Annotated in this window: 24 protein-coding genes; 12 read left to right on the forward strand and 12 right to left on the reverse strand. The window is 40.2% G+C overall.

Features of this window, described 5'->3' with window-relative positions; translation table 11 throughout:
• Positions 1–24: 24 nt before the first annotated feature.
• The 5 genes from E4N74_RS09470 to E4N74_RS09490 all read right to left on the reverse strand — a co-directional run bounded on the left by E4N74_RS09470 (position 25) and on the right by E4N74_RS09490 (position 5186).
• Positions 25–798 carry a toll/interleukin-1 receptor domain-containing protein gene (locus E4N74_RS09470; RefSeq protein ID WP_255817298.1) on the reverse strand — a complete coding sequence of 258 codons (774 nt, stop codon included), beginning with the start codon at positions 796–798 and terminating at the stop codon, positions 25–27.
• Positions 799–1301: 503 nt separating this feature from the next.
• Entirely contained in the window at positions 1302–2078 is a 777-nt protein-coding gene (locus E4N74_RS09475) for an ABC transporter ATP-binding protein (protein WP_255817300.1), read from the reverse strand.
• Entirely contained in the window at positions 2065–2823 is a 759-nt protein-coding gene (gene cobK, locus E4N74_RS09480) for a precorrin-6A reductase (protein WP_255817302.1), read from the reverse strand. Before cobK ends, E4N74_RS09475 begins: the two co-directional genes overlap by 14 nt.
• Complete coding sequence (gene cobJ / locus E4N74_RS09485) at positions 2820–3542, reverse strand: precorrin-3B C(17)-methyltransferase (protein ID WP_255817304.1); 723 nt, start codon at positions 3540–3542, stop codon at positions 2820–2822. Before cobJ ends, cobK begins: the two co-directional genes overlap by 4 nt.
• A gap of 27 nt (positions 3543–3569) precedes the next feature.
• Positions 3570–5186 carry an ATP-binding protein gene (locus E4N74_RS09490; RefSeq protein WP_255817306.1) on the reverse strand — a complete coding sequence of 539 codons (1617 nt, stop codon included), beginning with the start codon at positions 5184–5186 and terminating at the stop codon, positions 3570–3572.
• A gap of 156 nt (positions 5187–5342) precedes the next feature.
• On the opposite strand from E4N74_RS09490, the gene E4N74_RS09495 reads away from it, so the two are divergent.
• Complete coding sequence (locus E4N74_RS09495; RefSeq protein ID WP_255817308.1) at positions 5343–6248, forward strand: Rpn family recombination-promoting nuclease/putative transposase; 906 nt, start codon at positions 5343–5345, stop codon at positions 6246–6248.
• Between the two features lie 160 nt (positions 6249–6408).
• The gene (locus tag E4N74_RS09500) at positions 6409–7344 is read left to right on the forward strand and encodes a radical SAM protein (RefSeq protein ID WP_255817310.1); all 936 of its coding nucleotides are present in this window, start codon (positions 6409–6411) and stop codon (positions 7342–7344) included.
• Positions 7345–7380: 36 nt separating this feature from the next.
• On the opposite strand, the gene E4N74_RS09505 is transcribed toward E4N74_RS09500, so the two are convergent.
• From E4N74_RS09505 to cobM, 6 genes are all read right to left on the reverse strand, one after another.
• Positions 7381–8763: an MATE family efflux transporter gene (locus E4N74_RS09505; protein WP_255817312.1), complete on the reverse strand. Its 1383-nt coding sequence runs from the start codon at positions 8761–8763 to the stop codon at positions 7381–7383.
• A gap of 20 nt (positions 8764–8783) precedes the next feature.
• Entirely contained in the window at positions 8784–9599 is an 816-nt protein-coding gene (locus tag E4N74_RS09510) for a hypothetical protein (RefSeq protein WP_044977769.1), read from the reverse strand.
• A gap of 112 nt (positions 9600–9711) precedes the next feature.
• Positions 9712–11808, reverse strand: coding sequence for a methyl-accepting chemotaxis protein (locus E4N74_RS09515; RefSeq protein WP_255817314.1), 2097 nt, complete (start codon positions 11806–11808; stop codon positions 9712–9714).
• A gap of 353 nt (positions 11809–12161) precedes the next feature.
• Positions 12162–12872 carry a DNA-binding domain-containing protein gene (locus E4N74_RS09520; RefSeq protein WP_255817315.1) on the reverse strand — a complete coding sequence of 237 codons (711 nt, stop codon included), beginning with the start codon at positions 12870–12872 and terminating at the stop codon, positions 12162–12164.
• Between the two features lie 469 nt (positions 12873–13341).
• Entirely contained in the window at positions 13342–14391 is a 1050-nt protein-coding gene (gene cbiG, locus E4N74_RS09525; protein ID WP_255817317.1) for a cobalt-precorrin 5A hydrolase, read from the reverse strand.
• The gene (gene cobM / locus E4N74_RS09530; protein ID WP_044977772.1) at positions 14388–15137 is read right to left on the reverse strand and encodes a precorrin-4 C(11)-methyltransferase; all 750 of its coding nucleotides are present in this window, start codon (positions 15135–15137) and stop codon (positions 14388–14390) included. The genes cbiG and cobM overlap by 4 nt, the downstream gene beginning before the upstream one ends.
• Before the next feature lie 111 nt (positions 15138–15248).
• On the opposite strand from cobM, the gene E4N74_RS09535 reads away from it, so the two are divergent.
• Genes E4N74_RS09535 through E4N74_RS09550 form a run of 4 tightly spaced genes read left to right on the forward strand, consistent with a single transcriptional unit; the run spans position 15249 to position 18315 of the window.
• On the forward strand, positions 15249–16004 hold the full coding sequence (locus E4N74_RS09535) for a ParA family protein (protein WP_255805083.1): 756 nt from the start codon (positions 15249–15251) through the stop codon (positions 16002–16004).
• Positions 15997–16893, forward strand: coding sequence for a ParB/RepB/Spo0J family partition protein (locus E4N74_RS09540; RefSeq protein ID WP_255805084.1), 897 nt, complete (start codon positions 15997–15999; stop codon positions 16891–16893). The genes E4N74_RS09535 and E4N74_RS09540 overlap by 8 nt, the downstream gene beginning before the upstream one ends.
• 25 nt (positions 16894–16918) lie before the next feature.
• Entirely contained in the window at positions 16919–17515 is a 597-nt protein-coding gene (locus E4N74_RS09545; RefSeq protein ID WP_255817319.1) for a hypothetical protein, read from the forward strand.
• On the forward strand, positions 17515–18315 hold the full coding sequence (locus tag E4N74_RS09550) for a TIGR02757 family protein (protein ID WP_255817321.1): 801 nt from the start codon (positions 17515–17517) through the stop codon (positions 18313–18315). The genes E4N74_RS09545 and E4N74_RS09550 overlap by 1 nt, the downstream gene beginning before the upstream one ends.
• Here the strand turns inward: E4N74_RS09550 and E4N74_RS09555 are convergent.
• Complete coding sequence (locus E4N74_RS09555) at positions 18291–19208, reverse strand: nucleotidyltransferase family protein (RefSeq protein WP_255817323.1); 918 nt, start codon at positions 19206–19208, stop codon at positions 18291–18293. The two genes, E4N74_RS09550 and E4N74_RS09555, sit on opposite strands and share 25 nt — an antisense overlap.
• A 253-nt stretch (positions 19209–19461) precedes the next feature.
• On the opposite strand from E4N74_RS09555, the gene E4N74_RS09560 reads away from it, so the two are divergent.
• The 6 genes from E4N74_RS09560 (at position 19462) to fabV (ending at position 24176) form a co-directional block, all read left to right on the forward strand.
• Positions 19462–20397 (forward strand): beta-ketoacyl-ACP synthase III, encoded by a 936-nt coding sequence (locus E4N74_RS09560; RefSeq protein WP_255805088.1) that lies wholly within the window; start codon positions 19462–19464, stop codon positions 20395–20397.
• A 16-nt stretch (positions 20398–20413) separates the two neighbouring features.
• Positions 20414–21388, forward strand: coding sequence for an ACP S-malonyltransferase (locus E4N74_RS09565; protein WP_255817325.1), 975 nt, complete (start codon positions 20414–20416; stop codon positions 21386–21388).
• Positions 21389–21404: 16 nt separating this feature from the next.
• Positions 21405–22148, forward strand: a complete 744-nt coding sequence (fabG, locus tag E4N74_RS09570) for a 3-oxoacyl-[acyl-carrier-protein] reductase (protein WP_255817327.1) — start codon at positions 21405–21407, stop codon at positions 22146–22148.
• Between the two features lie 66 nt (positions 22149–22214).
• Complete coding sequence (locus tag E4N74_RS09575) at positions 22215–22469, forward strand: DUF6364 family protein (RefSeq protein WP_255805090.1); 255 nt, start codon at positions 22215–22217, stop codon at positions 22467–22469.
• On the forward strand, positions 22466–22882 hold the full coding sequence (locus E4N74_RS09580; RefSeq protein WP_255817329.1) for a PIN domain-containing protein: 417 nt from the start codon (positions 22466–22468) through the stop codon (positions 22880–22882). Before E4N74_RS09575 ends, E4N74_RS09580 begins: the two co-directional genes overlap by 4 nt.
• A 100-nt stretch (positions 22883–22982) precedes the next feature.
• Entirely contained in the window at positions 22983–24176 is a 1194-nt protein-coding gene (gene fabV, locus E4N74_RS09585) for an enoyl-ACP reductase FabV (RefSeq protein ID WP_255817331.1), read from the forward strand.
• Positions 24177–24182 lie beyond the last annotated feature (6 nt).

Raw genomic sequence — 24182 nt, forward strand, 5'->3', positions numbered from 1 at the left:
AACTCCAAATGTTTTTCGATATTATTACTCATAATTGGGCCATACAAACTCATCTAAGAAACTTTTAAAAATATCTGGAATGCAACTATCTATTGATGAGTTTTGATTGTTTAATAAATTTACATTATCGAAAGCTTTTTCAATCACTTCCAATGCATCAACATTTAATGGAATTAAATGTGATGTATTTGCAGTAAATCCAATTGGTACATAAGCTCTTTCTTTTAAATGCTGCATTGCACTTTCTCTTGAAAATCCTATTCTTTGAGAACTCTTTTGTATATAGCGGGTTATGTTAAGTTCAGAATAAATCCAAGGAGAATATGTTATATTTTTAGAATCTAATGAATTGGATGACTTGATAAAAAAGAAGTATGGACATCTGTCTATCATATCCATTAAAGATATATTTAGAAGATGAGAAATATCTATATATGTTCTGATTTTATCGTGTTGATTATAAAAGTTCTCAGCAGCGATATTTTTAGCAATATCGGCATAATGTCCCCATATATCCGAATCAATAAAGGAACTTATACCATAATCACTCAGCCATGTTGCCAATTTATGAGCTAGTTTTTTATCATCATGAGAATGAGATATAAAGACATCTGCTTTAATCGGTCTAAAATACTCATTTTTTATCTTATCAGCAGATAAAAACAGTTCTATATTTGAGGTAATTTCATCAAGAATATTTTTATAGCTCATAATATTTGCATCAGAATTTACATAAATATCTGATAGAAAATTACCTAACTCATTGTTTTTATTGTTTAATACAAAACCTTTATACATAAATTACCATTCCTTTCCCTCTTTTAGAGGGTTATAATTTTTGAGTTTTAAGCTAAACTACAATCCACACTTATCCCAAAGGATAAGAACTCCCGTCTTTTCAATTTATCTTGTATGTTAATCGTTCATTTCCAAATCATAGCTGTTTCCCTCCTTTTAAATAGGATAAATTTATACAAAAAACCGCAAAGCCGAATAAATTCAGCCCTGCGGTTTTTAGATTGAGAAAAATAAGTATTAGCAGTTTTGATTAGAGATATTTTACTTAATAGAGAAAATGGGGGGGGGGGGTAAACTTAGGCTAACATTTTTATGCACATAATCGGCACACAAAAAATTGCAATGAGAAAAATTGAATTTTAAGCCTAAGTAAGATTTCACTCTCATACCTAGTATTATACTACAAAATATATAAAAAACCAAGTCGTTTTAGACTTTGTTTAACCGTAGAGATACAAAGTGCGCAAAGTAATTTTTAAGAATCTTAATAACGCCGGAGCGGCCTACAATCTCCTTTCAGGTATAACAACCGGATAGCCCGCAGCGTTAAAGATTTTAGCTTCAATGTTGTAAATGCTCAAAATATTTTGAGGATTCAGTACCTCTTCGGGACTGCCTTGGGCAAAAATTTTACCCTCTTTCATCGCAAAAAGGTAGTTGCCGTAACGGGCTGCTTGATTTAAGTCGTGAAGAACCAAAACTACCGTAACCCCCGTTTCCTTGTTTAAACGGTTTACAAGCTCCAAGAATTCTATTTGATGAGCCAGATCCAAATAGGTGGTCGGCTCATCAAACAAAAGGATGTCCGGCTCTTGGGCAAGGGCCATAGCGATCCAAGCTCTTTGTCTTTCGCCGCCGGACAGTGTTTCCAAGGTCTTGTCCCGCAAAGCAAAGGTATTTGTAAGCTTCATAGCTTCTTCTATTATCTTTTGGTCGGAAGTTTCAAAGCCCTCAAACCATTTTTTATGGGGATAACGGCCGAAATAGACCAATTCTTCGATGCTCATATCATCCGGGTTTTTATTTTGCTGTAATAGGATAGAAACTTTTTGGGCGAGTTTTTTGGAATCCATTTTTGAAATATCTTTTTCTTCGATAAAGATTTTACCGGAAACGGGTTTTATAATTCCTGCGATGCTTTTTAAAATGGTGGACTTTCCCGAAGCATTGGGCCCGATTATCGAAACCACCTGCCCCTTTTTTACCCTTAGGTTTAAATTTTGAACAACAGGTTTGTCTCCGTAGGAAAGGCTTAAATCCTCTATCCTAAGCATGTCCATACTTTAAAACCTCTTTTTTAAATTCTTCAAATTCGATAATGCCCTCTTCTTTTCCGCGTCCGAGAATTAAGGCTTTTATATTTAGAGCTTCACAGGCGGCGAGTTTTTCCCTTGTGCCTCCGGCATCTCCGCTGTCCTTCATCACAACATAGGAAGCTCCGTATTCTTTAAACATAGCTTCATTTAAATTTTGAGAAAAGGGGCCTGTCATGGCAATTATGTCCTGAGTCGCAACTCCTGCATTTTTGCATTTTTCGATACTGTCTGCCGTAGGTAAAATTCTATATACAAAGCGGTTTGAAGAGCGGAAGGCTTCAAAGTCCGAAACGGTTTTGGAACCCGTCGTAAAAAAAACCGTAGAAGATTTTAATTCTTTTAAAAATGAGCAAAGGCCTTCCATATCCTCAAAAGTGTAAAGATTCTTCTGCTCTGAGTCCGCTGAAGATTGCGAAGTTCCGCGGGTAAAGCGTAAATATTTTATGTTCAAGTTGTGTGCGGTTTTTTTTGCATTTTGAGAAACGATGAGGGCATAAGGATGGCTTAAATCGGCAATGAGGTTTATTTTTTCTTCAATACAAAATTGTTCCATTTGGGATTCATCCATTCTGCCGATTTTAAGTTTATGATTTTTAAAAAAGTCCCGGCTTTCTTCCGTTGCAACGCTCATTATATAGGGCTCATTTTTTGCTTTTAAAAAATCCGCAAGGCTTCCGGCTTCGGTTGTTCCGCCTATAATCCAGATCATTTAATCTTATATCCTCGCGGGGTAATTATTTTTCCGTTTTGAATGTAGGTATTGCTGTTGCCTATTATTATGAGGCTGAACATGTCGATTTCATCGTAATTTATTTTTTGAAGCTCGGTAAGGGTAATTTTTTCGTTGTTACGGCAGGCATTTTTTACTATGCCTACAGGTGTTTCGGGAGCCCTGAATTTTAAGATTATATTTACGGCTTCTTCGATATAATCGGAACGAGTTTTGGATTTGGGATTGTAGAGGGCAATTACAAAGTCGCCCTCTGCCGCTAAACCGACTCTTTTTTTTATAACCTCGTAATCGGTGAGCCTGTCTGAAAGGCTGATAAGAGCCGTATCGTGCATTAAGGGAGCGCCCAGTCTTGAAGCTGCAGCAAAGGCGGCGGAAATACCGGGGATTATTTCGATATTTAAATCGGGAGCAAGCTCCAAGATGGGGCCGGCCATTCCGTAAAGACCGGCATCTCCGGTGCTTATAATGCTTACGGTTTTTCCTTCCTTTACCTTTGAAACCGCATACTTGCATCTTTCAATTTCGCCGGTCATTCCGGTTTGAAAAACTTCTTTGCCTTCGATAAAGGGTTTTATATATTCAATGTAGCCTGAATAGCCTACAATTATTTCGGATTGCTTTAAGGCCTCGGCCGCCTGAGCCGACATATATTCCGCCCCGCCGGGGCCTATACCTACAACAAATAGTTTACTCAATTTTATCTCCTCGCTTGTAACTTGTTTTTATAAAAGAGTTTCGGTTTTCCAGTCTTTTATGGTGCGCTCTTTTTCATCAAAGGATGAACCGATTAAGACAATTTTTTTACCGCTTGATTTAAAAGGTGCTGCATAGTCTTTTTCTTTTATCTGTGCTACCGCATCTTCCGAGCTTCCGTTTCCGTCAAGTTTAAACTCAAAGATATAAACCGCATCTGCCGTGTGAACAATACAGTCTGCTCTTCCGGCTGCACAGTGTATTTCGGTTTCGACAAATTGCCCCATCAGCTTAAAAATCAAATAAACAGCCGTCTGATAATTTTGCTCTCTAAGCTTTAACTTTTCTTTGGGAAGATTATCGTAAGGAATACCGGCAATTATGGACTTCATTCTTTCCATAAAGCCGTCCACATTTCCTGCCTTTACATCTTCAACAAAACGCCAAACGGAAGAAGCCGTTTGATCAGCACGCAAAGAAGTATAGTCCGGCAAAAGATTTTTAAGAAAACCGTAACGGACTTCATCATTAGGAAAACCTAACCTGTAAAGGGCTGCTTCTCTTATATATTCTTTTATTGTTAAATATCCTGCCTGAAATAAAATCGGAAGAGGGTTCTTTGTGTCGGCTCGGTAATCGGATAAGCCGGCCTCATCAAGCTCAATATTCCCGTCTAAGTCGGGAATATTATAGTGAGCATCTTTTAGATAGTTTACCAAAAAGGTCGGAGTTCCTGTTGCAAACCAATAACTGCCGGCATTGTTTGCCGAAAAAACATTTAAAATACTGAATGGGTTATAGACGCTTTCCCCTGCGCCGGCAAACAAGTAGCCGTCATATCGCTTCTTTAAAAGCTCTACACAGGATTCATAGCTTATCTTTTCTTTTTCTGCCAAGGCCTCAATTTCAGGCTTAAAAGTAAGGTGCAATTCTTTTTCGGTAATACCGCAAATTGAAGAGTAAGATTCGTGTAAACTTATATCCTGCAAATTATTTAAATCGCTAAAAATACTTATCTTACTGAATTTTGTTACGCCCGTTAAAAACGAAAAGCGGATATATTGGTCGCAAGTTTTTAAAACAGAATAAAAAGATTTAAGCGTGCTTCGGAATTCTTCGTTTAGGGCTTCATTTACATACATTGTCTGTAAAAGAGGCTTGTCATACTCGTCTACGAGGATAACGACCTTTTTTCCGGTTTTTTCATAAGCTGTTTGTATTAAAAAGGCAAAGCGTTTACCAAAAGACAATCTACTTGTCTTCAATCCAAGACGTTTTTCTTCATTTTGCAAAAAGAATTCAAGACTTTCGTTCAATGAATCAGGTAAATCATAACGCCCCATATTAAAATCCAAGTATAGGACAGGGTATTCAATCCAAGGCTCTGAGCCTTCCGACTTAGCCCTTTCTTCTTCAGCCTTTTCAATATATAAGCCTTTAAAAAGGTCTTTCTTTCCCAAAAAATAGGCTGCAAGCGTAGAAAGGAAAAGGCTTTTTCCAAATCGGCGCGGGCGGCTTAAAAAATAGGGAGACGAGGTTAAAATCAGCCTAAAAAGATGCTCTGTTTTATCAACATAAAGATATTTATCTGTTCTAAGTTTTTCAAAACTTTGAATGCCGATAGGCAGCTTTCTATAAAGATTCATTATGAGCCTCCTTAGCTTTTTTTTATAATTATATAACAAAATACCCTTATGTACAAGCTGAGCTAACACGGAAACTTTAACAGGAAATCTTTCCCTAACGCTCCCTTTTAAAATACGCTCATCTGTGGTATAATACAATCAAGAGAGGGCATAGTTATGACTACTTCAAACAGGAAATATAAAGACTCAGTGTTTGTCGACCTTTTCAGTGAAGATGAAAAGGCTAAGGAAAATTTCTTGTCGCTTTATAATGCTTTACATGGAACAAGTCTGCCGCTTTCGTCTCCTGTCGAAAATATACGGCTTGAGAACGTTATGTACATGAACATAATCAACGATGTTTCCTGCCTTGTAGATAATAAGATTATTGTGCTTGCAGAGCACCAATCCACAATAAACGAAAATATGCCGTTACGCTTTTTAGAATACATCGCCCGGATCTATGAAAAACTGCAAGCACCGACAGACAGGTATTTAAGAAAATTGTCAAAAATACCTACGCCTGAATTCTATGTTTTTTATAATGGCAAGGAAGACTATCCTGAAACTACGGTTCTAAAACTTTCGGATGCATTTATAACAAAGCCCGAACACGCTCCGCTGGAACTTACGGTTCAAGTACTTAATATCAACACAGTCAAAGCAAACAAAATCTTAGCAGACTGCAAACCGCTTGAAGAATACAGTCTCTTTGTAGAAGAGGTAAGAAAACAAACCCAACTTGACAGCGAAAACGGCTTTACCAATGCGGTAAAAATATGTATAGAAAAAGGAATCTTAAGAGAATATTTACAGCGAAAATCACGGGAGGTAATAAATATGTTAGTAGCAGAATACGACTATGATACGGATATTGCGGTACAGAGGGAAGAAAGTTTAAGGATAGGTATCCAGCAAGGTATCCGGCAAGGTGTACAACAAGGCATACAACAAGGCTTTGCCGACGGTTCATACAAAAAAGCTCTTGAAACGGCAAAATTGATGAAACATGCGAATTGTGAACTTGATTTTATTATGCAGATGACCGGTCTCAGTAAAGAAGAAGTGGAAGCACTGAATTAGTTGATAATTGCTTAATTACACATTACCAATTAAATCTACCGCTTTCAAGTTGGGGTGTCTTTCGGCTTGGGGCGGTTTTTTTGTGCGCGGGTATACTGGGATAACACGTACCCTTGAATCTCCAACATTATGAGTATATAATATATACAAGGAGAGACTTATGGAATATGAAGGTAGAATTTGCAGGCCTCCTATGGAGCGTTCTTCTTTTATGCTTCCCGTAATGGTAGGCTGCTCATATAATAAGTGTAAGTTTTGTAATTTATTCCGCAACATAAAATATAGAGACTTATCTCTTTCAGAAATTGAAGAGGAGCTTATACGCGTAAAAAATTTAAACGGGAATCTTTCAAAAATTTTTTTAGGAGACGGAAGCGCCTTCAATTTAAAAACTGAACATCTTTTAAAAATATTGAATTTAATCCATAAGTATTTTCCCGATTGTAATTGCATAAACATGGATGCGACAATCACAGGCATTTTACAAAAAACCGATGCCGAGTTGGAAACCCTATATACACAGGGCATTAGAACTCTTTATATAGGAATAGAAAGCGGCTTGGAAGATGTTCTTTTATTTATGAACAAGGATCACACAAGGGCTGAAGCTGAAAAGGCTGTATCTAAAATACAAAAGCACGGCTATTCTTTCGGAGCCCATATTATGACGGGCATTGCCGGAAAAGGCAGAAGCACTGAAAATGCCGAAGCAACGGCAGAATTTTTAAACAAGACAAAACCAATCCGAGTCATAAATTTTTCAATGTTTCTCCACAAAGAAGTTCCGCTTTATAAAGATATAGAGGCGGGAAAATATGAGGCTGCAAGCGAGATGGAAAACCTTAAAGAAGAAAAAAGATTGATCGAGCTTTTAGGTGATGAGGACAGCACTATTTTTTATGACGGCTTCCACGATTATCTGGAGTTTAGGGTAAGAGGAACTCTTCCAAAAGACAGGGAGAAGATGCTTAAAAGCATTCAAAACAAAATCGAAAGCTACAAACCTCTACAAAACGATTATGCTTTTGTAAACGGAGAATGTACTCCTTCTCTCGAAAAAGCTGACGGCTCAGGCAAAATCTGGAAAACGGCCTAGACAGAACTTTTAACAAAGCTCCTAATTTGCAAATCCTTAATCCGTAACGGAGCGGAGCCATTTGCCTGACCTGATACGCCAAAGCCCTAAAAGAGACTTAAAGGGTTCTTCGCTAAAAAGACAAATATAAATTCCCCATGCCGGAATAGAAGTATAAACCGACAAAGAATATGCCAGCGGAATGGAAACACACCACATAACTGCCGTATCGCAGATTATACCGAAACGGGTATCGCCTCCTGCCCTTAGAATACCGACAAGCATACACATGTTAAAGGCTTTTAAGGGATAACAACAGGCTAAAATTATAAAAAGCTTCATAACGGTCTGCAAGACTACTGTTTCTACATTAAAGAAAATCGGGGTCAAATACGAAATCGGGATAAGCATTGCACCGACAAAAGCCGCAACAAAGGGAGCAAAGATTGAAACCTTCGCCGCATAAGTTTTTGCCTCGTCATAATTTTTCTCGCCGATTTTTTTTCCTATTAAGACACTGACTCCATTACCTAAGCCTATAAAAATAACCCATGTCAACATAGAAACCGTGTTTGTAATATTGTAAGCGGCATAGGCAAAGGTACTGACTCCTGCAAATATTTTATGATGAAATGTAATACCTAATGACCACAAAGATTCGTTTATTAAAACCGGTAAGACTATTGCAAAGTATTGTCTGATAAATTTAAGATCAAAGTCAAAATGATTTTTTAGTTTTCCGAGTATGGGATATTTCTTTTTCTTTGTTACCGAAAAAAGAATTATAAGCTCGGCGACTCTGGAAGCTACAGTTGCAATAGCAGCTCCTCTGACCCCAAGAGCAGGAAAGCCCAACAAACCGAAAATCAAAATAGCATTCAGTATAAGATTTACAAAAAGTGAAACTAGTGTTGCACCGACCGCTACCCTTACCTTTTCTATAGAACGCAGGGTAATCATAAAAATAAAGTTTACCGCAAAGGGTAAAAAACAAAACGCCGAAACACTGAGATAGTCTACTCCTTTTTCTATTACAGCCTCATCCTTTGAATAAAGGGATAAAATTTCTTTCGGGAAAATAGAGCAAGCTAAGGTAAAGAGGGTACTGAAAAAAACTGCAACAATGAGAGAAACGGTAAAGGTTTTTTGTAAGCCTTTAAAATCTTTTTTACCCCAAAATTGAGCGGTAAAAACCATACCGCCCGAACCTATGCCGTACAAAATCAAGTTCAATAAAAAGAATAATTGATTCCCCAGCCCTACTGCCGCAAGCTCGATAGTGCCGAGCCGCCCTATCATTATTGTATCCAATATATTTACAAAAGAGCTTATAAAATTTTGCAATATTATGGGCACGGCAATTATAAATAAGTTTTTTAAAAAAGATTTATCAGAAAATACCGATCTTAAATTTACAACCGGTTTTGAATTTACAGTCATAAGTTTCCAAGCTCCTCGTGTTAAAAATGTAAAATTTCATTTCGATGCTTTATTCCTAAAAGAGATAAATTATTTTCAAGGCTGATACTTTGATCATAATTATCTTTTAGGTCAATCAAAAACCTGTTCATAGAAAAGTGCTGATAAAGATAAATTTGCGGTTCTTTTTTATCCGCATATAAATTCTTCATTTCATTTGCATAAGCATAAAATAAGCCGCGGGGTTTAAGCTCGCTGTAGCCCACAAGCCATATAGGGCAGCCCAGTTTTTTTTGAAGTTCAGCCGTTTTTTGAGCCGTAAAAATTTGAGACTCTTCATAGAATTTTTTAAAAGAACCGTCCTCAGCTTTTTTTAAAATATAATCGAGCTGTTTTGTCTTTGCAGTATGGATAGGCGTTTTGTTTAGGATAATAACATTCTTTCTAAAATCGATTCCGAACGAGGGATTTTTTTTAAAGAAGTTATCGGCAATCTTTCCTGCAAGACCCACAAGATATTTTTGATTTTTATGAAGCTGCTCATTTTTCCCCGGATTATCGCCCACAACGATGAGCTTGATTTCGTCATCTTCGCTGACCAAATTCCAAGAATGATTATACACAATCGGAGTTTCTACAGGATAGGGAGGAGTTTTATTAGCTAGAGCCGCCTCTTCTTGAAGCACGGCCAAGCCCTCCTTAAAAAATGAAGCATTTTCTTTTTTAAAAGATTGGGCGGCACAGTTTTCTAAAGAAGGCTCCTTATATCTATACCCTAAAATATCAAGGTAATGCATACATTCATTTTTATACTCGCTTTTAAATTTGCAAAAAGCGTTCCATTTATATTTTTCCATCAGCGGACTATTATATCAGATTACCTATGTTTTTGAAAAGCACCGTTGGTAATTGATTAATGGACAATCTGTAATGTAATTACCAATTATCCATTAAACATTACCAATTAAATTATACTTTAAATTTGGAAACTTCGTTTGCCAAATTTTCAATGCTTTGCTTGTTCTTTTGACTTATTTCATTTACTTCCTGAACGGCATTGCTGATTTGTACGGCACCGGAAGCCATCTCGTTCATGCTGTCGGTGATAACGCGGGTAAGCTCATCGAGTTTTTGCATTTCTTGAGCTACATTCTCACCGCCTCGCAGCATTTCGGCGGAACCGTCATTTACCTGATTGGTTATCATATTGATGTCTCGAATAGCCGTCAAAACTTCCTTGCTGCCGTTCTCCTGTTCACGCATAGCATTCATTAGGTTTTGGCTCATCGTTCTAACTTGCTCGGAAAGGGCAAAAATAGCGTTAAATTTTTCTTCTGCCGTTCTTGAAGAGGCTGAAAGAGTTTCAATTTCGCCTGAAAGAACTTTAAGCGTTTCGGTAATGGTTTTACCTTGCGTGCTGGATTCCTCAGCGAGTTTACGGATTTCGTCGGCAACGACGGCAAAACCTTTTCCCGCTTCGCCTGCGTGGGCGGCTTCGATTGCAGCATTCATCGCCAAAAGGTTTGTCTGGCTTGCAATGTGCTGAATGACGCTTGAAGCTTCCAAAAGGCTGCCTGACTCTTCGGCAATACGTTGGGTTACGCTGTTTGCGCCTGAAATTGTCTCTTTACCGTCTGCAGTAGCGTTTGCAAGAGTTTTTATAACATCATCCGTTTTGCCGAGGGTTTGTGTGATGGAAGCTATGTTCCCGACCATCTGCTCGATAGCCGAAGAAGATTCTGCAACGCTCGCCGCCTGATTTTCGATACTGCCGTTAAGCTGTTTTATCGTGCGGATAATTTCTTCAATAGTAGCTGCCGTTTCGCTGACGCTTGCAGCTTGTGTAAGTGTCTGCTGCTTTACACCTTCGATATTTGCACTTATTTGGTGCACGGCACTTGCGGTTTCGGTCATGTTCGACGCAAGCTCCGAGCCGATGTTGGTCATTTCAGTGCTGTTTTCGCCGACGGTTTTAATTGAGGAGCCGATTTTGGAAATAGTTTGGTTAAAGTAGTTGGAAAGATCGGTAACTTCGTCATTGCCGTGCACGGGCAAGCGCACCGTCAAATCGCCCTCGCCATGTGCAATATCTTTGAGTGCATCTACGACAACATTGACGGGTTTTATCATTGCACGGGCAACAAAGTATACGATGAGGAGGGCTGCAGCCAAGATGACCGCACCGATACCAATCATCGAAAGGCGCAAAGCATTTACCGTTCCCATAAATTCATTTTCCGGCGCGCGGATAATTACAGACCAGTCGGTGGTTTTCATCGTAGCAAAAGAGGATATGTAGATTGTGCCTTGATACGTGTAGTAACCGATTTCGCTTTCGTCGGTATCCCAAACGTGTTCCAAAAAAGCGGCGGCCGAGGCAAGTTCGCGGTTCGTTTTTGCCTGTTCAATAATATTTACTTGACGTTTAACCAGATCGGTATCTTTATCGGCAATAATAATACCGCTGTCGCCCATCATATAGCAATTACCCGTTTTGCCTACAACGATGTCATCGATTTGATCCGAATACCAAAAGGCATTCATATCGGCGATAAGCACGCCGATAACTTTTTTGTTGTCGTCGTATACGGGAACCGCAATATCGGCAACAAAGGAATTTCCCGTCCGCTCATCAATATACGGCTCGCCGCAAAAACGTTTGCCTTGCATTCCGTCGATGAACCATTGTTCGTGCGAACAATCCGGAGCCGTTCCGTCTAAAAATTGAATAATACCTTTGTCATCTGTTATGTATAAGGCGCGCAGTATGTCGTTAAATTGTGCTTCTTCGGCGAGTTTTTTCATTTTATCGATGTAGGGCATCTGCATATCGCGTAAAAAAGGCATTCGTGCGATGCCTTCAAGAAATTGCCATAAGGCGGTAATGCGCCCGTCGACAATTTCGGCAACGTCGTTCGCTTTGTCGATAAGGTGCGTTTCTACCTTCTCGGTTACTGCTTTTCGGGCGGTACGCACTCCGATAAGCGCAAGAGTGAATCCGACTACAAGAATAAGCAGTCCGAACACAATCATCAATTTGTTCCGCAGTGAAAAACGTTTTTTCATTGTATACCTCCTGTAGTTTAAGGGGGTGTCCCCCTTAAAAATCCCCCCAATTAGGGGTGCTTTTTTCTTTTTTCCGACAAAAGAAAGAAGCACCCCTATGACCCCGAAAAAAGAAAAGTGCGGTGCAAACTCGTACGGTTTGTTTTGGGCGGACATCCTGTCCGCCTTTGGGGGTATTTTGTTTTTTGGATTGAATTATCCCAATCCGAAAAGGACTTGCCGATTGCTCCGCTCACTCTTATGTGTGTGAATGCTTCATCCTTGTCGGAGTGAGCCGCTCATCCTTATGGGAGTGAGCTTCTCATCCTTATAGGTGTGAGCTTCTCACTCTTACAGGTGTGAACCTGTCGCATTTATACTGTCCGTGTAAGCGGTTTTGTAAATCTTCCGATTTTAGCTTTTTTAAGAGGCTTGCCGCCTACAGTATATTTTGTTCTTACTTCTACATACCAGTTACCTGCCGGTAAATCTGCAGGAATTATTGCCATAAGACGGGCAGGCTTGTTTTCGGCGATTACGGCCGCCTTTACTTCGGCTCCCGTTTCGGGTACAAAGAAAAGGCCTTGAGCTTCGTCTTTTTGGTCAAACTTAAGACGGGAACCGACAAGCTGCACAATGCCTCCTGCGGTAAGCACCTCGTTTACCTTGCCGGAAACGATATCGGTAACTTCGGTGATGTAGGGGTTAGTGTCTGCCGCTTCGGTTTTTTCGCACTTGATTTTGGCTGCAGCATCTTTAAGAAGCGGCCCTGCCGTAAGGTTTAAGTTTATTGAGTGCCGCTTTTTGTCGAAGGTGTCGGTTGCTCCGTTGAACACGCCCGATATGCTTAAAGAGGTATTCATCAGAGGAGTGTTGACGGCCGCTCCGTCTTTGATAAGAGCACTTACCACCTCGCCGTAAACTTGCAAGGCAGCCTTTGTGTCCGCCTTGGTCAGGGTTGAACCTTTTTCCATCATAAGGTCAATGATTTCGTCTAAAGAAAACGAACGCACATCGGCTGTTTGTGCCATGTAGTCGTTTTCATCCGGAGTGAGAAGATTCTCACGAAGTGCGTATTTTAACATACAGTTCTCCTAAAAAGTTTTTTATATTTAACCGCAAAGGACGCAAAGTGTTTTAAGAGAGGCTTCGTAAGACATTCTTTTATAATCCTTTGCATCCGTTGCGGTCTTATTAAACGGTGTAATATAAAAAAGCCCAAGGACATAACACCGGTATTTTACTGACGAGCTGTCTTTGGGCGTAGTTTGAGTAATTGGTATTTAAATTTATTTGGGCACAAGCCCCCCTCAGCTGTGAAGCTGTGAAGCTGTGAAGCTGTGAAGCTGTGAAGCTGTGAAGCTGTGAAGCTGTGAAGCTGTGAATTTTGTCCGATACGATACTTTATGTCAAGTACTTTTGCAAAACTTTTTTGCTCTTTTTTGTAAAGCCGATAAGTTTTTCCATTTCCTCTCTTTAACATAGCAATAGTATACAGGATTAGAGCCTAAATTGCAAGGGTTGTTGTAAGAACTTCTTCAATCGTTTTTAGTTTTAGCTCATGCTCTCCGCAACCGAAACTGTTACGCCCTCGTGTTTAAACTTATCTAAAATTATTTTGCCTCCGAGGAGGAAGGCGGAAGGAGCCGAAACATTGTAAACTCCGACCATCTTTTTTACAAAGTCGGACTTTTCAAAATCGTCTTCTATTCTTTCTATTTGACTTTTAGAAAAAAAGACGGGATTTATTTTTAATTCTTTTGCAAATTCAAGCAAACCTTTTTCATCTTTTTTTAACTCTATCGAGGCTATCGCCTTAACTGCCTTTAAGTCTTTATTTATTGAATCAAGGGCATGCTTTACCGCCTCGGCAACCGTTTCTTTATCCACACCCTTTTTTAAGCCTATCCCTAAGTTTAAATTTTTAGGCACCAAGTGAACCATGGGAAAGGGACTGCATAATGCCGATACGTCCTTTCTTTTTTTATTTGAAACGATGATAAGGCCTTCAAGTTTTTTTTCTTCGGTTAAAGCCTTTAGCTTTGAATTAAAATTTTTTTCTTGTAAAATAAAAAGATGCGGGTAATTTATGAGCGGTGCCTTATCTTCGGAATAAAAGCCTATAGATTTTTCGTCTACCATAAGGGCGGTAATTATTTTCGCGTCCTCCATTGACAAGATAGCATAATTGTTTTTTTGAGCAAACAAGTCGACGGCTTCTATATTTCGGCCATCGGAAGCCGTTGTAATTACGCTAACAGCACCGATGGCTTTTGCTATTCTTTCAGTGAGAGCATTGGCTCCTCCCAAGTGTCCCGACAAAAGCGAGATTACAAAACGCCCCAAATCATCGATCACGATTACCGCAGGATCTTGAGTTTTATCTTTTATATAATTCTTTATCATGCGGACGGCAATACCGGTAGAAGAAATAAAAACAAGGGCATCCTTATTTTTAAAATCATCAGGAATAAGGGAGCGGATACCTCCGGCTGTTTTTGCGTTATAAAAATGCTCAATTATCCAATCGTCTATCAAATCTGATAATTTTTCTCCCAATAAATTTCCTTTTTCGGTAAATGAATAGACCGCTATTTTTTTCATTTTTCCGCTTTTCTGAATTCGTGAGAAAATTCGGGATTATAAAGCTGAGACCTTTCATAATCTCCAGCGATAAAATTCCCTACCAAGATTTGAGCTGTTTTATTTACACCGGCTTTTTTCACTTTTTGAGCAATATTGCCGAGAGTTCCTATGATTATTTCTTGATCTTCCCAAGAGGCCTTGTAAATTACGGCAACAGGGGTAGCTTCATCCTTATAGCCCTTAAGGAGTTCTGCAACTACATTTTCTATATTTTGCACAGACAAAAAAATCGCCATCGAGGCCTTGTGTGCTGCAAGACTTGCCAGTTTTTCATCTTGAGGAACAGGGGTGCGTCCTTCCATGCGGGTCAAAATAACTGTCTGGCTTACATCGGGAAGAGTAAACTCTTTTTTGATGGCCGCCGCCGCTGCCGCATAAGAGCTAACGCCCGGGATAACCTCATAGTCTATCTTTAGCTTATCAAGTGCATCCATCTGTTCCCTGATAGCCCCGTAAATTGAAGGGTCTCCGGTGTGGAGCCTCACAACCTGAGCACTTCGATTTTCATTCATAACTTTGATAACTTCTTCAAGAGTCATTGAAGCCGAATTATAGGTTTTGCAATTATGCTTTGCAAACATAAGGTGCTCCGCTGAAACCAAAGACCCCGCATAAATAATAACATCGGCTTTTTCAATCAGTTTGCGCCCTTTTACCGTAATTAAATCAGGATCCCCTGGACCCGCTCCTACAAAATAAACCATAATATTCCTTTTTTGTTTTTATAATAATTATTCTACTATTCTTTAAAGGGATGTGTCAACGGCTAAAAACCCCTTACATAAATATTAAAAATCATATATAATAAAATAATTATGGGAAAAACATTTGTTTTTGTAAACCAAAAGGGCGGGGTCGGGAAGACGACTTCCGTGATTAATTTGGGTGCATACATTGCACTGGCAGGAAAAAAAACTCTTTTAATAGACTTTGACCCTCAAGGGAATATGTCTTCCGGTGTCGGAATTCAAAAAAAGCGGCCTACCGTTTATGATGCCCTTGCCCAAAAGACCTCAATAAAAAATACTATCTACCCTACTACGGTAAAAAATTTATCGGCAATTCCGGCCTCTATAGACCTTTCAGGAGCAACAGTAGAGCTCGTGGAAGAAGCCGACAGGGAATTCTATCTTAAAAATTTAGTCGAACCCGTAAAAGGCGAATATGACTACATCTTAATCGACTGCCCTCCGTCTTTGGGCATCTTGACCTTAAACGGATTGGCCGCAGCCGATCAAGTGTACATACCTCTCCAATGCGAATACTTTGCCCTCGAAGGATTAACCCTCCTTTTGCAGACCGTTCAAAGGGTACAGCAGAGCATTAACCCTTCACTTGAAATAGGCGGAATATTTTTTACTATGTTCGATTCAAGAACGAATCTTGCCCAAGAAGTTGTACAACAGGTATCCTCATATTTTAAGGACAAGGTTTTTTCAACCATTGTCCCGCGGAATGTAAGGCTATCCGAAGCTCCCTCACATGGAGTTCCGATTTGCAATTATGACGCAAAATGTACGGGAGCAAGGAGTTACGAAAAACTTGCACATGAGGTACTGAACCGTGGCTAAAAAATCGGCATTAGGAAGAGGCCTCGATGCCCTCTTGGAAGAACAACCCGCAAATCAGACAAAAAGTGAATTAAAGAATATTTCAGAGACTTCAATTATCAATATTGACCCTAAACTGCTGCAGCCGAATCCGTATCAACCCAGAAAAACCTTTGATGAAGAAACATTGAATGAGCTTGCAGAATCCATAAAAGAGCATGGGATTATTCAGCCGATTGTAGCTGAAAAAAACTCGGATAACAGTTTCTTTATAATCGCAGGAGAACGCAGAACAAGAGCTGCCCTTAGGCTGGGCTTAAAAACGGTTCCGGTAATTATACGCAGCTTTGAAGAAAAGCAAAAATTGGAAATTGCTCTAATCGAAAATATTCAGAGGGAAGACTTAAACGCTATCGACGAGGCTCTGGCATATCAAGAAATCATGGAATTAACCAATATCAATCAAGAAGACCTTGCTAAAAGAGTCGGGAAAAGCCGCTCGGCTATTACAAATAGTCTGCGCTTATTAAAATTACCCGAAGAAATGAAAGAGGCTTTGAGAATAGATAAAATTTCGGCAGGTCATGCGCGCTCTCTACTATCCATAGTAAATCCTGCCGATCAAAAAATTCTTTTTTCGAGAATCTTAGAGTCGGAATTATCGGTACGCGAAGCCGAGTCAATGGCAGCCGATCTTAATTCCGGAATCGGCCGGATAACAAAGAAACAAAAAAAAGAAACAGCATCTCTTTCTACCGATGATTTCGAATTAAGAAATATTGAACAACAGTTTATAAACTCCTTAGGTACGAAGGTTCAAATAAAGGGAAACTTAAAAAAAGGAGTCGTAGAAATATCATATTTTTCAAAAGATGATTTGGACATGTTATATAAAAAGATAAACTCTTAAAAGCCGAAAATCTTGGAGGGATGGTATGGCAAAAAAAACAACCGAAACAAAAAAAACGGAAACTAAAAAAAAGGCTAAAACACCGGCAAAAACCGCTGCAAAAAAAACCGCAAAGGTTCCGGCTAAAAAAACCGTTTCCGTCTATAAACAATCGGCAGCCGAAAAAAAGCTCGTAAACGAATTGGCTGAACTTACAAAGCAGATGGACGCTGAAGGCCTTTTATTTTTAATAGAACAGGCACGCGTTCACTTATATAATATGCAGGTTGAAGCTCTTGAAGAAGACCTTCAGGAGATAGAAGAAAAAAGAGCTAAGGCCGCCTTGACTGTAAAAAAAGCTCAACCTAAAAAAGATTTTAGGATTGAAAGATCAAGCGACGGCTCCGTTTATCATATAATAAGCGGCGGAAAATGGAAGCTGATCAATGCGGATGAACTTTTCAGTATTTTAAAAATCGTAAATGCAAAACTGGATGACAATGAGATAAGACTCAATCTTATTCACTGGTTTTTTAAAGAAAGGAGCGATTTTGTTTCAGATTTGGGACTTGCAGATACCCACGATCCCCGATGGCTGGAGCTTATTAAACTTTTAAAAACAAATTTTAAGATAAAAATATAATGACCTCTCAATTTAAAGAACTAAAAAAGACTCTTGACCGGCTCGTAATAAAATACGAAAAACCGGCCTTTATACCTGCCGATCCCATAAGTATTCCGCACCGTTTTTCAAAAAAAGAAGACATAGAAATTGCAGGCTTTTTTGTTTCGGTGTTTGCGTGGGGAAACAGAACCGCCATCTTAAAAAGTGCGGATAAACTGATGACTCTTTTACAAAATCAGCCTCACGCATTTTTAACGCAAAGCACACCGGCTCAACTCAAAGTACTAAAAAGTTTTTATCACCGTACACTAAACGGAGAAGACAGCTTTGCAATAGCAAAGGCTATAAGAAGGCTTTATTTATCAGGAAGCGGTTTTGAAGACTTGTTTAAAGCCCGGAATTCGGATGAGCCTTTGATAAGCAGGATGAGCCGATTTAGAAAAGAATTTATCAAAAACATGGATACGCACAACACAAAGCATATAGCCGATATGGAAGGCGGTTCTGCAGCAAAAAGGCTAAACATGTTTTTACGCTGGATGGTAAGGTCTAAGGAGAAGGGTGTCGACTTCGGTTTATGGAAAAGCATTAAACCGTCTGAACTCTACCTCCCCTTGGACGTTCATTGCGCCCGAAGGGGAAGAACCCTAGGCCTTTTAACCAGAAAACAAAACGACCGCAAGGCCGTAGAAGAAATAACGGAACGCCTCAGAGAATTTTGCCCCGACGATCCTGCAAAATACGACTTTGCCCTTTTTGCCCCCGAAGTCGAAAAGGCCTTAGTAGAAAGAAATTACCTCCAAAGGAATTCGGGATAGTAGCTTTCTTTTACCTTATTTTCAAGTTCTTTTTTAACAATTTCTCTGTCTTCAGGATAGGTCATTCCAAACCATCTTTCGGTAGTAGTATAAACCTTGACCTTTCCTAAACCCTTTTTCATCATAGCCCCTACACCTTCAGGCAAAAGACATTCGGCTTTTTCGCTTTCTGCATATTTATGGATAAAGTCTTTAAAATACTCATTCATAAAATCGAAAATTTTAGGAGAGAAGCCGAACAGGTTCATCGAGACGGTTTCCTTGCCTGAAAATTCAATGGTCTTTCCCTCATGCTCTGAAATAATCTTTTCGACTGAACCTTCTTTTTTGTATGCAATATCCTTATGTTCGGTTATTCCGATAAGGTAACCGTTTCCTACTTGACAAACCCCTCTTGAAACGGAACCGGATCGGCTCAAGGTTTTATCCAAGATATAACCGACCATTGCGTGTTCCGTAGAATCGTTTGACAGGGTAGAAAGATGGGTTGCTATAGTTTTATAAGCCGAGCGGCCGTAGTAGTCATCGGCATTTATAACAGCAAAAGGTTCCTCTATCTTTAATTCCGCAGATAAAATAGCATGAGCGGTACCCCATGGTTTTTTACGGTTGACGGCTCTTTTTATTTGCTCATCGGTTAAAAAACCATCCATAGATTGAAATACATAATCGGCATTGCAATTGCGCGCAATTCTATTAAAAAAACGTTCTCTAAAATCGTTTTCAATATCTTTCCTAATTATAAAGACAACCTTTCCAAAGCCGTTATTCATCGCGTCATAAACAGCATAGTCCAACAATGTTTCATCATGCCTTCCGACAGCGGCTATTTGCTTTACGCCTCCATATCGGCTGCCCATTCCGGCAGCTAGAACCAAAAGAGTTGGTTTCATAAATACACCTCCTATAATGCGGCGTTTGCCTGAAAGGCAAACTCTAAGATAAACAGTGAGGCTGAATTTCTTCCGAACTGTTTATCACACCTCCTAAATTAAAGTTAGGTTAAAATCCAATCTTCACCATCATATCACATTATAGGAATAAATGAAAGACGCTTATCAGGGAATTGGTAATGGGTTATCATAGTTGACATTACTATCAAAAAAATACTAAAATAGCCTCCATAAAATTATAAGCGAGAAAACTATGGCTATTATAATAAAGACAACGGGAAAGGCTATCCCAAAAAAAATAATGCACAACAGCGATTTTCCCGCTTCTTTAGATACTTCGGATGAATGGATCAGAAGCCACACAGGAATAGGAAGCCGCTACATAGCTTCCGAAGAGGATACAAGTGCATCCCTCGGTGCCGAGGCCTGTAAGCAGGTTTTGGCAAATGGAAATCTAAATCCTCAGGATATAGACTTAATTATCTGTGCCACCGCCACGGCAGAATACCAAGGCTTTCCGTCGAATGCCTGTCTTATTCAAAAAGAACTGGGTGCAAAAAATGCGGCATGTTTTGACCTATCGGCAGCATGTTCAGGCTTTTTATACGCAATAGACACGGCAGCCGCCCTTATGGAAAGACACGGCCGGCGTTATGCCCTTGTCTGCGGCACCGAGGTTTTAAGCAAAATAATCGATTGGCAAGACCGTTCTACCTGCGTACTATTCGGAGACGGGGCCGGAGCAGCCCTTCTTGAAAACACCTTTGATAATTCAAAGCGGGGTATAGGCTCGGTAATTTTAGGTTCTGACGGAACAGGTTACGATGCCCTTTACATGGCAGACCATCTAAAAATGAACGGAAGAACAGTCTACAATTTTGCAGTCGGCGTTATAACCGAAACCGTAAAAAGCCTTCTTCAAAAAGAAAACATCAATATGGAAGATGTAGACTTGGTTGTATGCCACCAAGCCAATAAACGCATTTTAGAAGCCGCCGCAAAAAGGCTTAACGCCGATATGGGTAAATTCATATGCAATATGGAAAACTACGGAAACACTTCGGCAGCTTCCATTCCGATAACCCTCGATGATTTGAGGCTTCAAGGAAAATTAACTGAAGGAACAACAATAATTACGGCAGGCTTTGGGGCCGGGCTCACATGGGGCGGTGCCGTAATAAGATTTTAGTAAAGTGAGGATTATGATGAACACCATATTTTTATTTTCGGGGCAGGGTGCCCAATTTAAGGGTATGGCTCAAGATATTCTTGACGAATACGGAGCCGCAAAGGACCTAATCAAAAAAATCGGCGATATAACCGGAGAGGATATCGATGCCCTTTTACGGCACACCGAAAATGAAGAGCTTTCAAGGAGCGATAAGAGCCAGTTGGCTATAATTGCGGTTGAGACAGCCATTCTTGCAGTTCTAAAAGAAAAAGGAATCAGCCCTCAGGCTGCGGCAGGTTTCAGTCTGGGCGAATTTTCAGCCCTCTATGCTTCCGGTATTTTAAGCTTTGAGGATATGATACGCATCGTACAAAAACGAGGAGCTATCATGCAGGCAGCCTGCGATAAGATTTCAGCTCGGGCAACAGAGGGTTCCGGAGCTCTAGGTATGTCGGCTATCTTAAAACTTGAGCCTGAAAAAGTTCTGGAACTATTAAAGCCCTATTCCGACCCCAAAAGCGGAATAGTATTTGCCGCCAACATGAATAGTCCCGTTCAAACCGTTATTTCGGGAACGGCGGAGGGCTTAAGCCTTGCCGAAAACTTGTGCAAGGAAGCCGGAGCAAAAAGATGCGTCCGCCTTGCAGTTGCAGGCCCCTTCCACTCTCCCCTAATGGAAGAAGCGGCAAAAGAATTTGAAGAGGTCTTAAAAAGCTTTGACTTTAAAGCCCCTCAAATCCCAGTATTTTCAAATGTTACGGGCAAGCAAGTAAAATCGGGAGAAGAAGCAAAAGCAAACGCAGTTCTTCACCTTACCCACCCCGTCCTATGGACGAGCGAAGAAAAGGAAATCGCTTCTTTAAGCGGAAGCTTAAAACCCTGCCGCCTCTTGGAAGTAGGCCCGGGAAACACCCTGTGCAATCTTTGGAGAGACAGCGGTTTTGCATCGGATGAACTCGCATGTTCACCGACAGGAACTTTAGACCAATTAAACAAGATTATAAAATAGGAAAGGTACAAGTATTATGTTATTAAAAGGAAAAAAGGCATTGGTAACAGGCTCTTCGCGAGGAATCGGAAAAGAGATTGTTAAAAGGTTTATTGAAGAGGGCGCCGAAGTCTGGGGCTTATGTACAAAACCTTCTGAAAGCAAGGCAGAAATGGAGGCTTTTGCAAAAGAAAAAGGAAGTGTATTTCATGAAATATACGCCGACTGCGGCAATGCGGAAGGCCTTACCGAAACGGTAAAAAAAGCTCTCGAAGAATCGGGCGGCTTTGATGTACTTGTAAACAACGCAGGCATTACAAGAGACGGCCTGTCATTTAGGATGAAACTTTCCGACTGGGAAGACGTTTTGCGCGTAAACTTGACAGGAGCTTTTATCGCTTCTCAAATCGTTTCTTCCGATATGATTAGAAAAAGGGCCGGCTCGATTATCAATATGACAAGTGTAGTAGGCCTTCACGGTCAGGGCGGACAGGTCAACTATTCCGCAAGCAAGGCAGGCCTCATAGGTTTTACAAAAAGCCTCGCCAAAGAAACGGCCGGAAGGGGAGTACGAGTAAACGCCATCGCCCCCGGCTATATCGAAACCGACATGACCGCCGCCGTAAATGAAGAAATGCGTAAAGCATGGGTCGAAGGCATTCCCTTAAAAAGAGCCGGACAGCCCCTAGACATAGCAAACGCCGCAGTCTTTTTGGCTTCGGACTTATCGCTTTATATAACCGCCCAAGTCCTAGGTGTCGACGGCGGACTGGGAGCATAGGCTGCGTATATATACTTATTGACTTACACGTGCTTATATGTTACAATTATACGTGTGAGGTGATATATGTTGGCAAAACTTACATTAACTATAGATCGTTCTGTAATAGAGCAGGCAAAGGAGTATGCTCAAAAAAAGAACAGGAGCGTTTCTCGAATTGTAGAAGACTATCTTAAAAATATAGCAACCAATCCTGAGATGAGTACTTCTTTTTATAAAATGAAATCACCGATAACTGATAGTATTTCCGGAATGTTTTATGATAATGGAAAATCGTATAAAGATATGCTCAGTGAAGCATTACAGGACAAATATTTATGATAAAAAAGGTTTTTATTGATACAGACATTATCCTTGATGTTGCATTAGCTCGGGAACCGTTTTTTTCTTCCAGTAAAACCATATTAGCAATGGCAGAGAATAATATTATCATAGGACATATTTCATCTAACTGTGTTGCCAATATCTATTATATATTGAGAAAATCCGGCGGTGATAATAAGGCGAGGAAATTTATACTAAATATAGTCAAGTATATAACCGTAATAGCAATTGATCATCAGAATGTATTAGAAGCACTAAAATCAAAATTTTCCGATTTTGAAAATGCGTTACAACATTCTTCAGCTGTAGAAAACCGATGCGAATATATAATAACCAGAAATATTGAAGATTATAAAAGTTCAAAAATAAAAGTTTTATTACCGGAGGAATTTATAGTAATGTTCCAATAAAGCTAAAAAAGAGTCTTAAGACCCGACTCAATTCTGACAACTCATGGTAAAACCTCTTGCAGGTTGAGCGGATATTATATGAAATTTATGGAGGTATGATATGATTGTAAAACCAATGGTTAGGAACAATATTTGTCTAAACGCTCATCCGCAAGGATGCAAAAAAGGCGTTGAGGATCAAATAGAGTACACAAAAAAGAGAATTACCGCTGAGGTAAAAGCCGGAGCAAAGGCGCCCAAAAACGTGCTGGTACTCGGCTGCTCGAACGGTTACGGACTTGCAAGCCGAATAACGGCAGCATTCGGCTATGGGGCGGCGACTATCGGCGTTTCCTTTGAAAAGGCCGGAACCGAAACAAAGTACGGCACACCCGGCTGGTACAATAATTTGGCCTTTGACGAGGCGGCAAAAAGGGAAGGTCTTTATTCCGTAACTATAGACGGAGATGCCTTTTCCGATGAAATCAAAGCACAAGTAATCGAAGAAGCCAAAAAGAAAGGAATTAAATTCGATCTTATAGTTTACAGCTTGGCAAGCCCCGTGCGCACCGATCCCGATACAGGCGTTATGTACAAATCCGTACTCAAGCCCTTCGGCAAAACCTTTACCGGCAAAACGCTCGACCCGTTTACCGGCGAGCTGAAGGAAATTTCGGCGGAGCCCGCGAACGAAGAAGAAGCTGCCGCCACGGTTAAGGTTATGGGCGGCGAAGATTGGGAACGCTGGATAAAGCAGCTTTCAAAAGAAGGTCTTTTAGAAAAAGGCTGCATTACCCTAGCCTATTCCTATATCGGCCCGGAAGCTACACAGGCCCTCTACCGAAAAGGCACCATAGGAAAAGCGAAAGAACACCTTGAAGCAACAGCCCTCCGCCTAAACAAAGAAAACCCGTCAATACGGGCCTTCGTTTCGGTAAACAAGGGCTTGGTAACAAGAGCAAGTGCGGTAATCCCCGTAATTCCCCTATACCTCGCTTCCTTGTTTAAGGTTATGAAAGAAAAAGGAAACCACGAGGGCTGTATCGAGCAGATTACCCGCCTTTATGCCGAAAGACTCTACCGTAAAGACGGCACCATCCCCGTCGATGAAGAAAATAGAATCCGTATCGATGACTGGGAGCTTGAAGAAGACGTTCAAAAGGAAGTTTCAGCTTTAATGGAAAAGGTAACCGGCGAAAACGCCGAAAGCTTAACCGACCTTGCAGGTTACCGCCACGATTTTTTAGCCTCAAACGGCTTTGATGTCGAAGGCATCAACTATGAAGCCGAAGTAGAAAGGTTCGACAGGATTTAAATTGAG

It is taken from the genome of Treponema putidum (genome assembly GCF_024401155.1).
GTDB lineage: Bacteria > Spirochaetota > Spirochaetia > Treponematales > Treponemataceae > Treponema_B > Treponema_B putidum.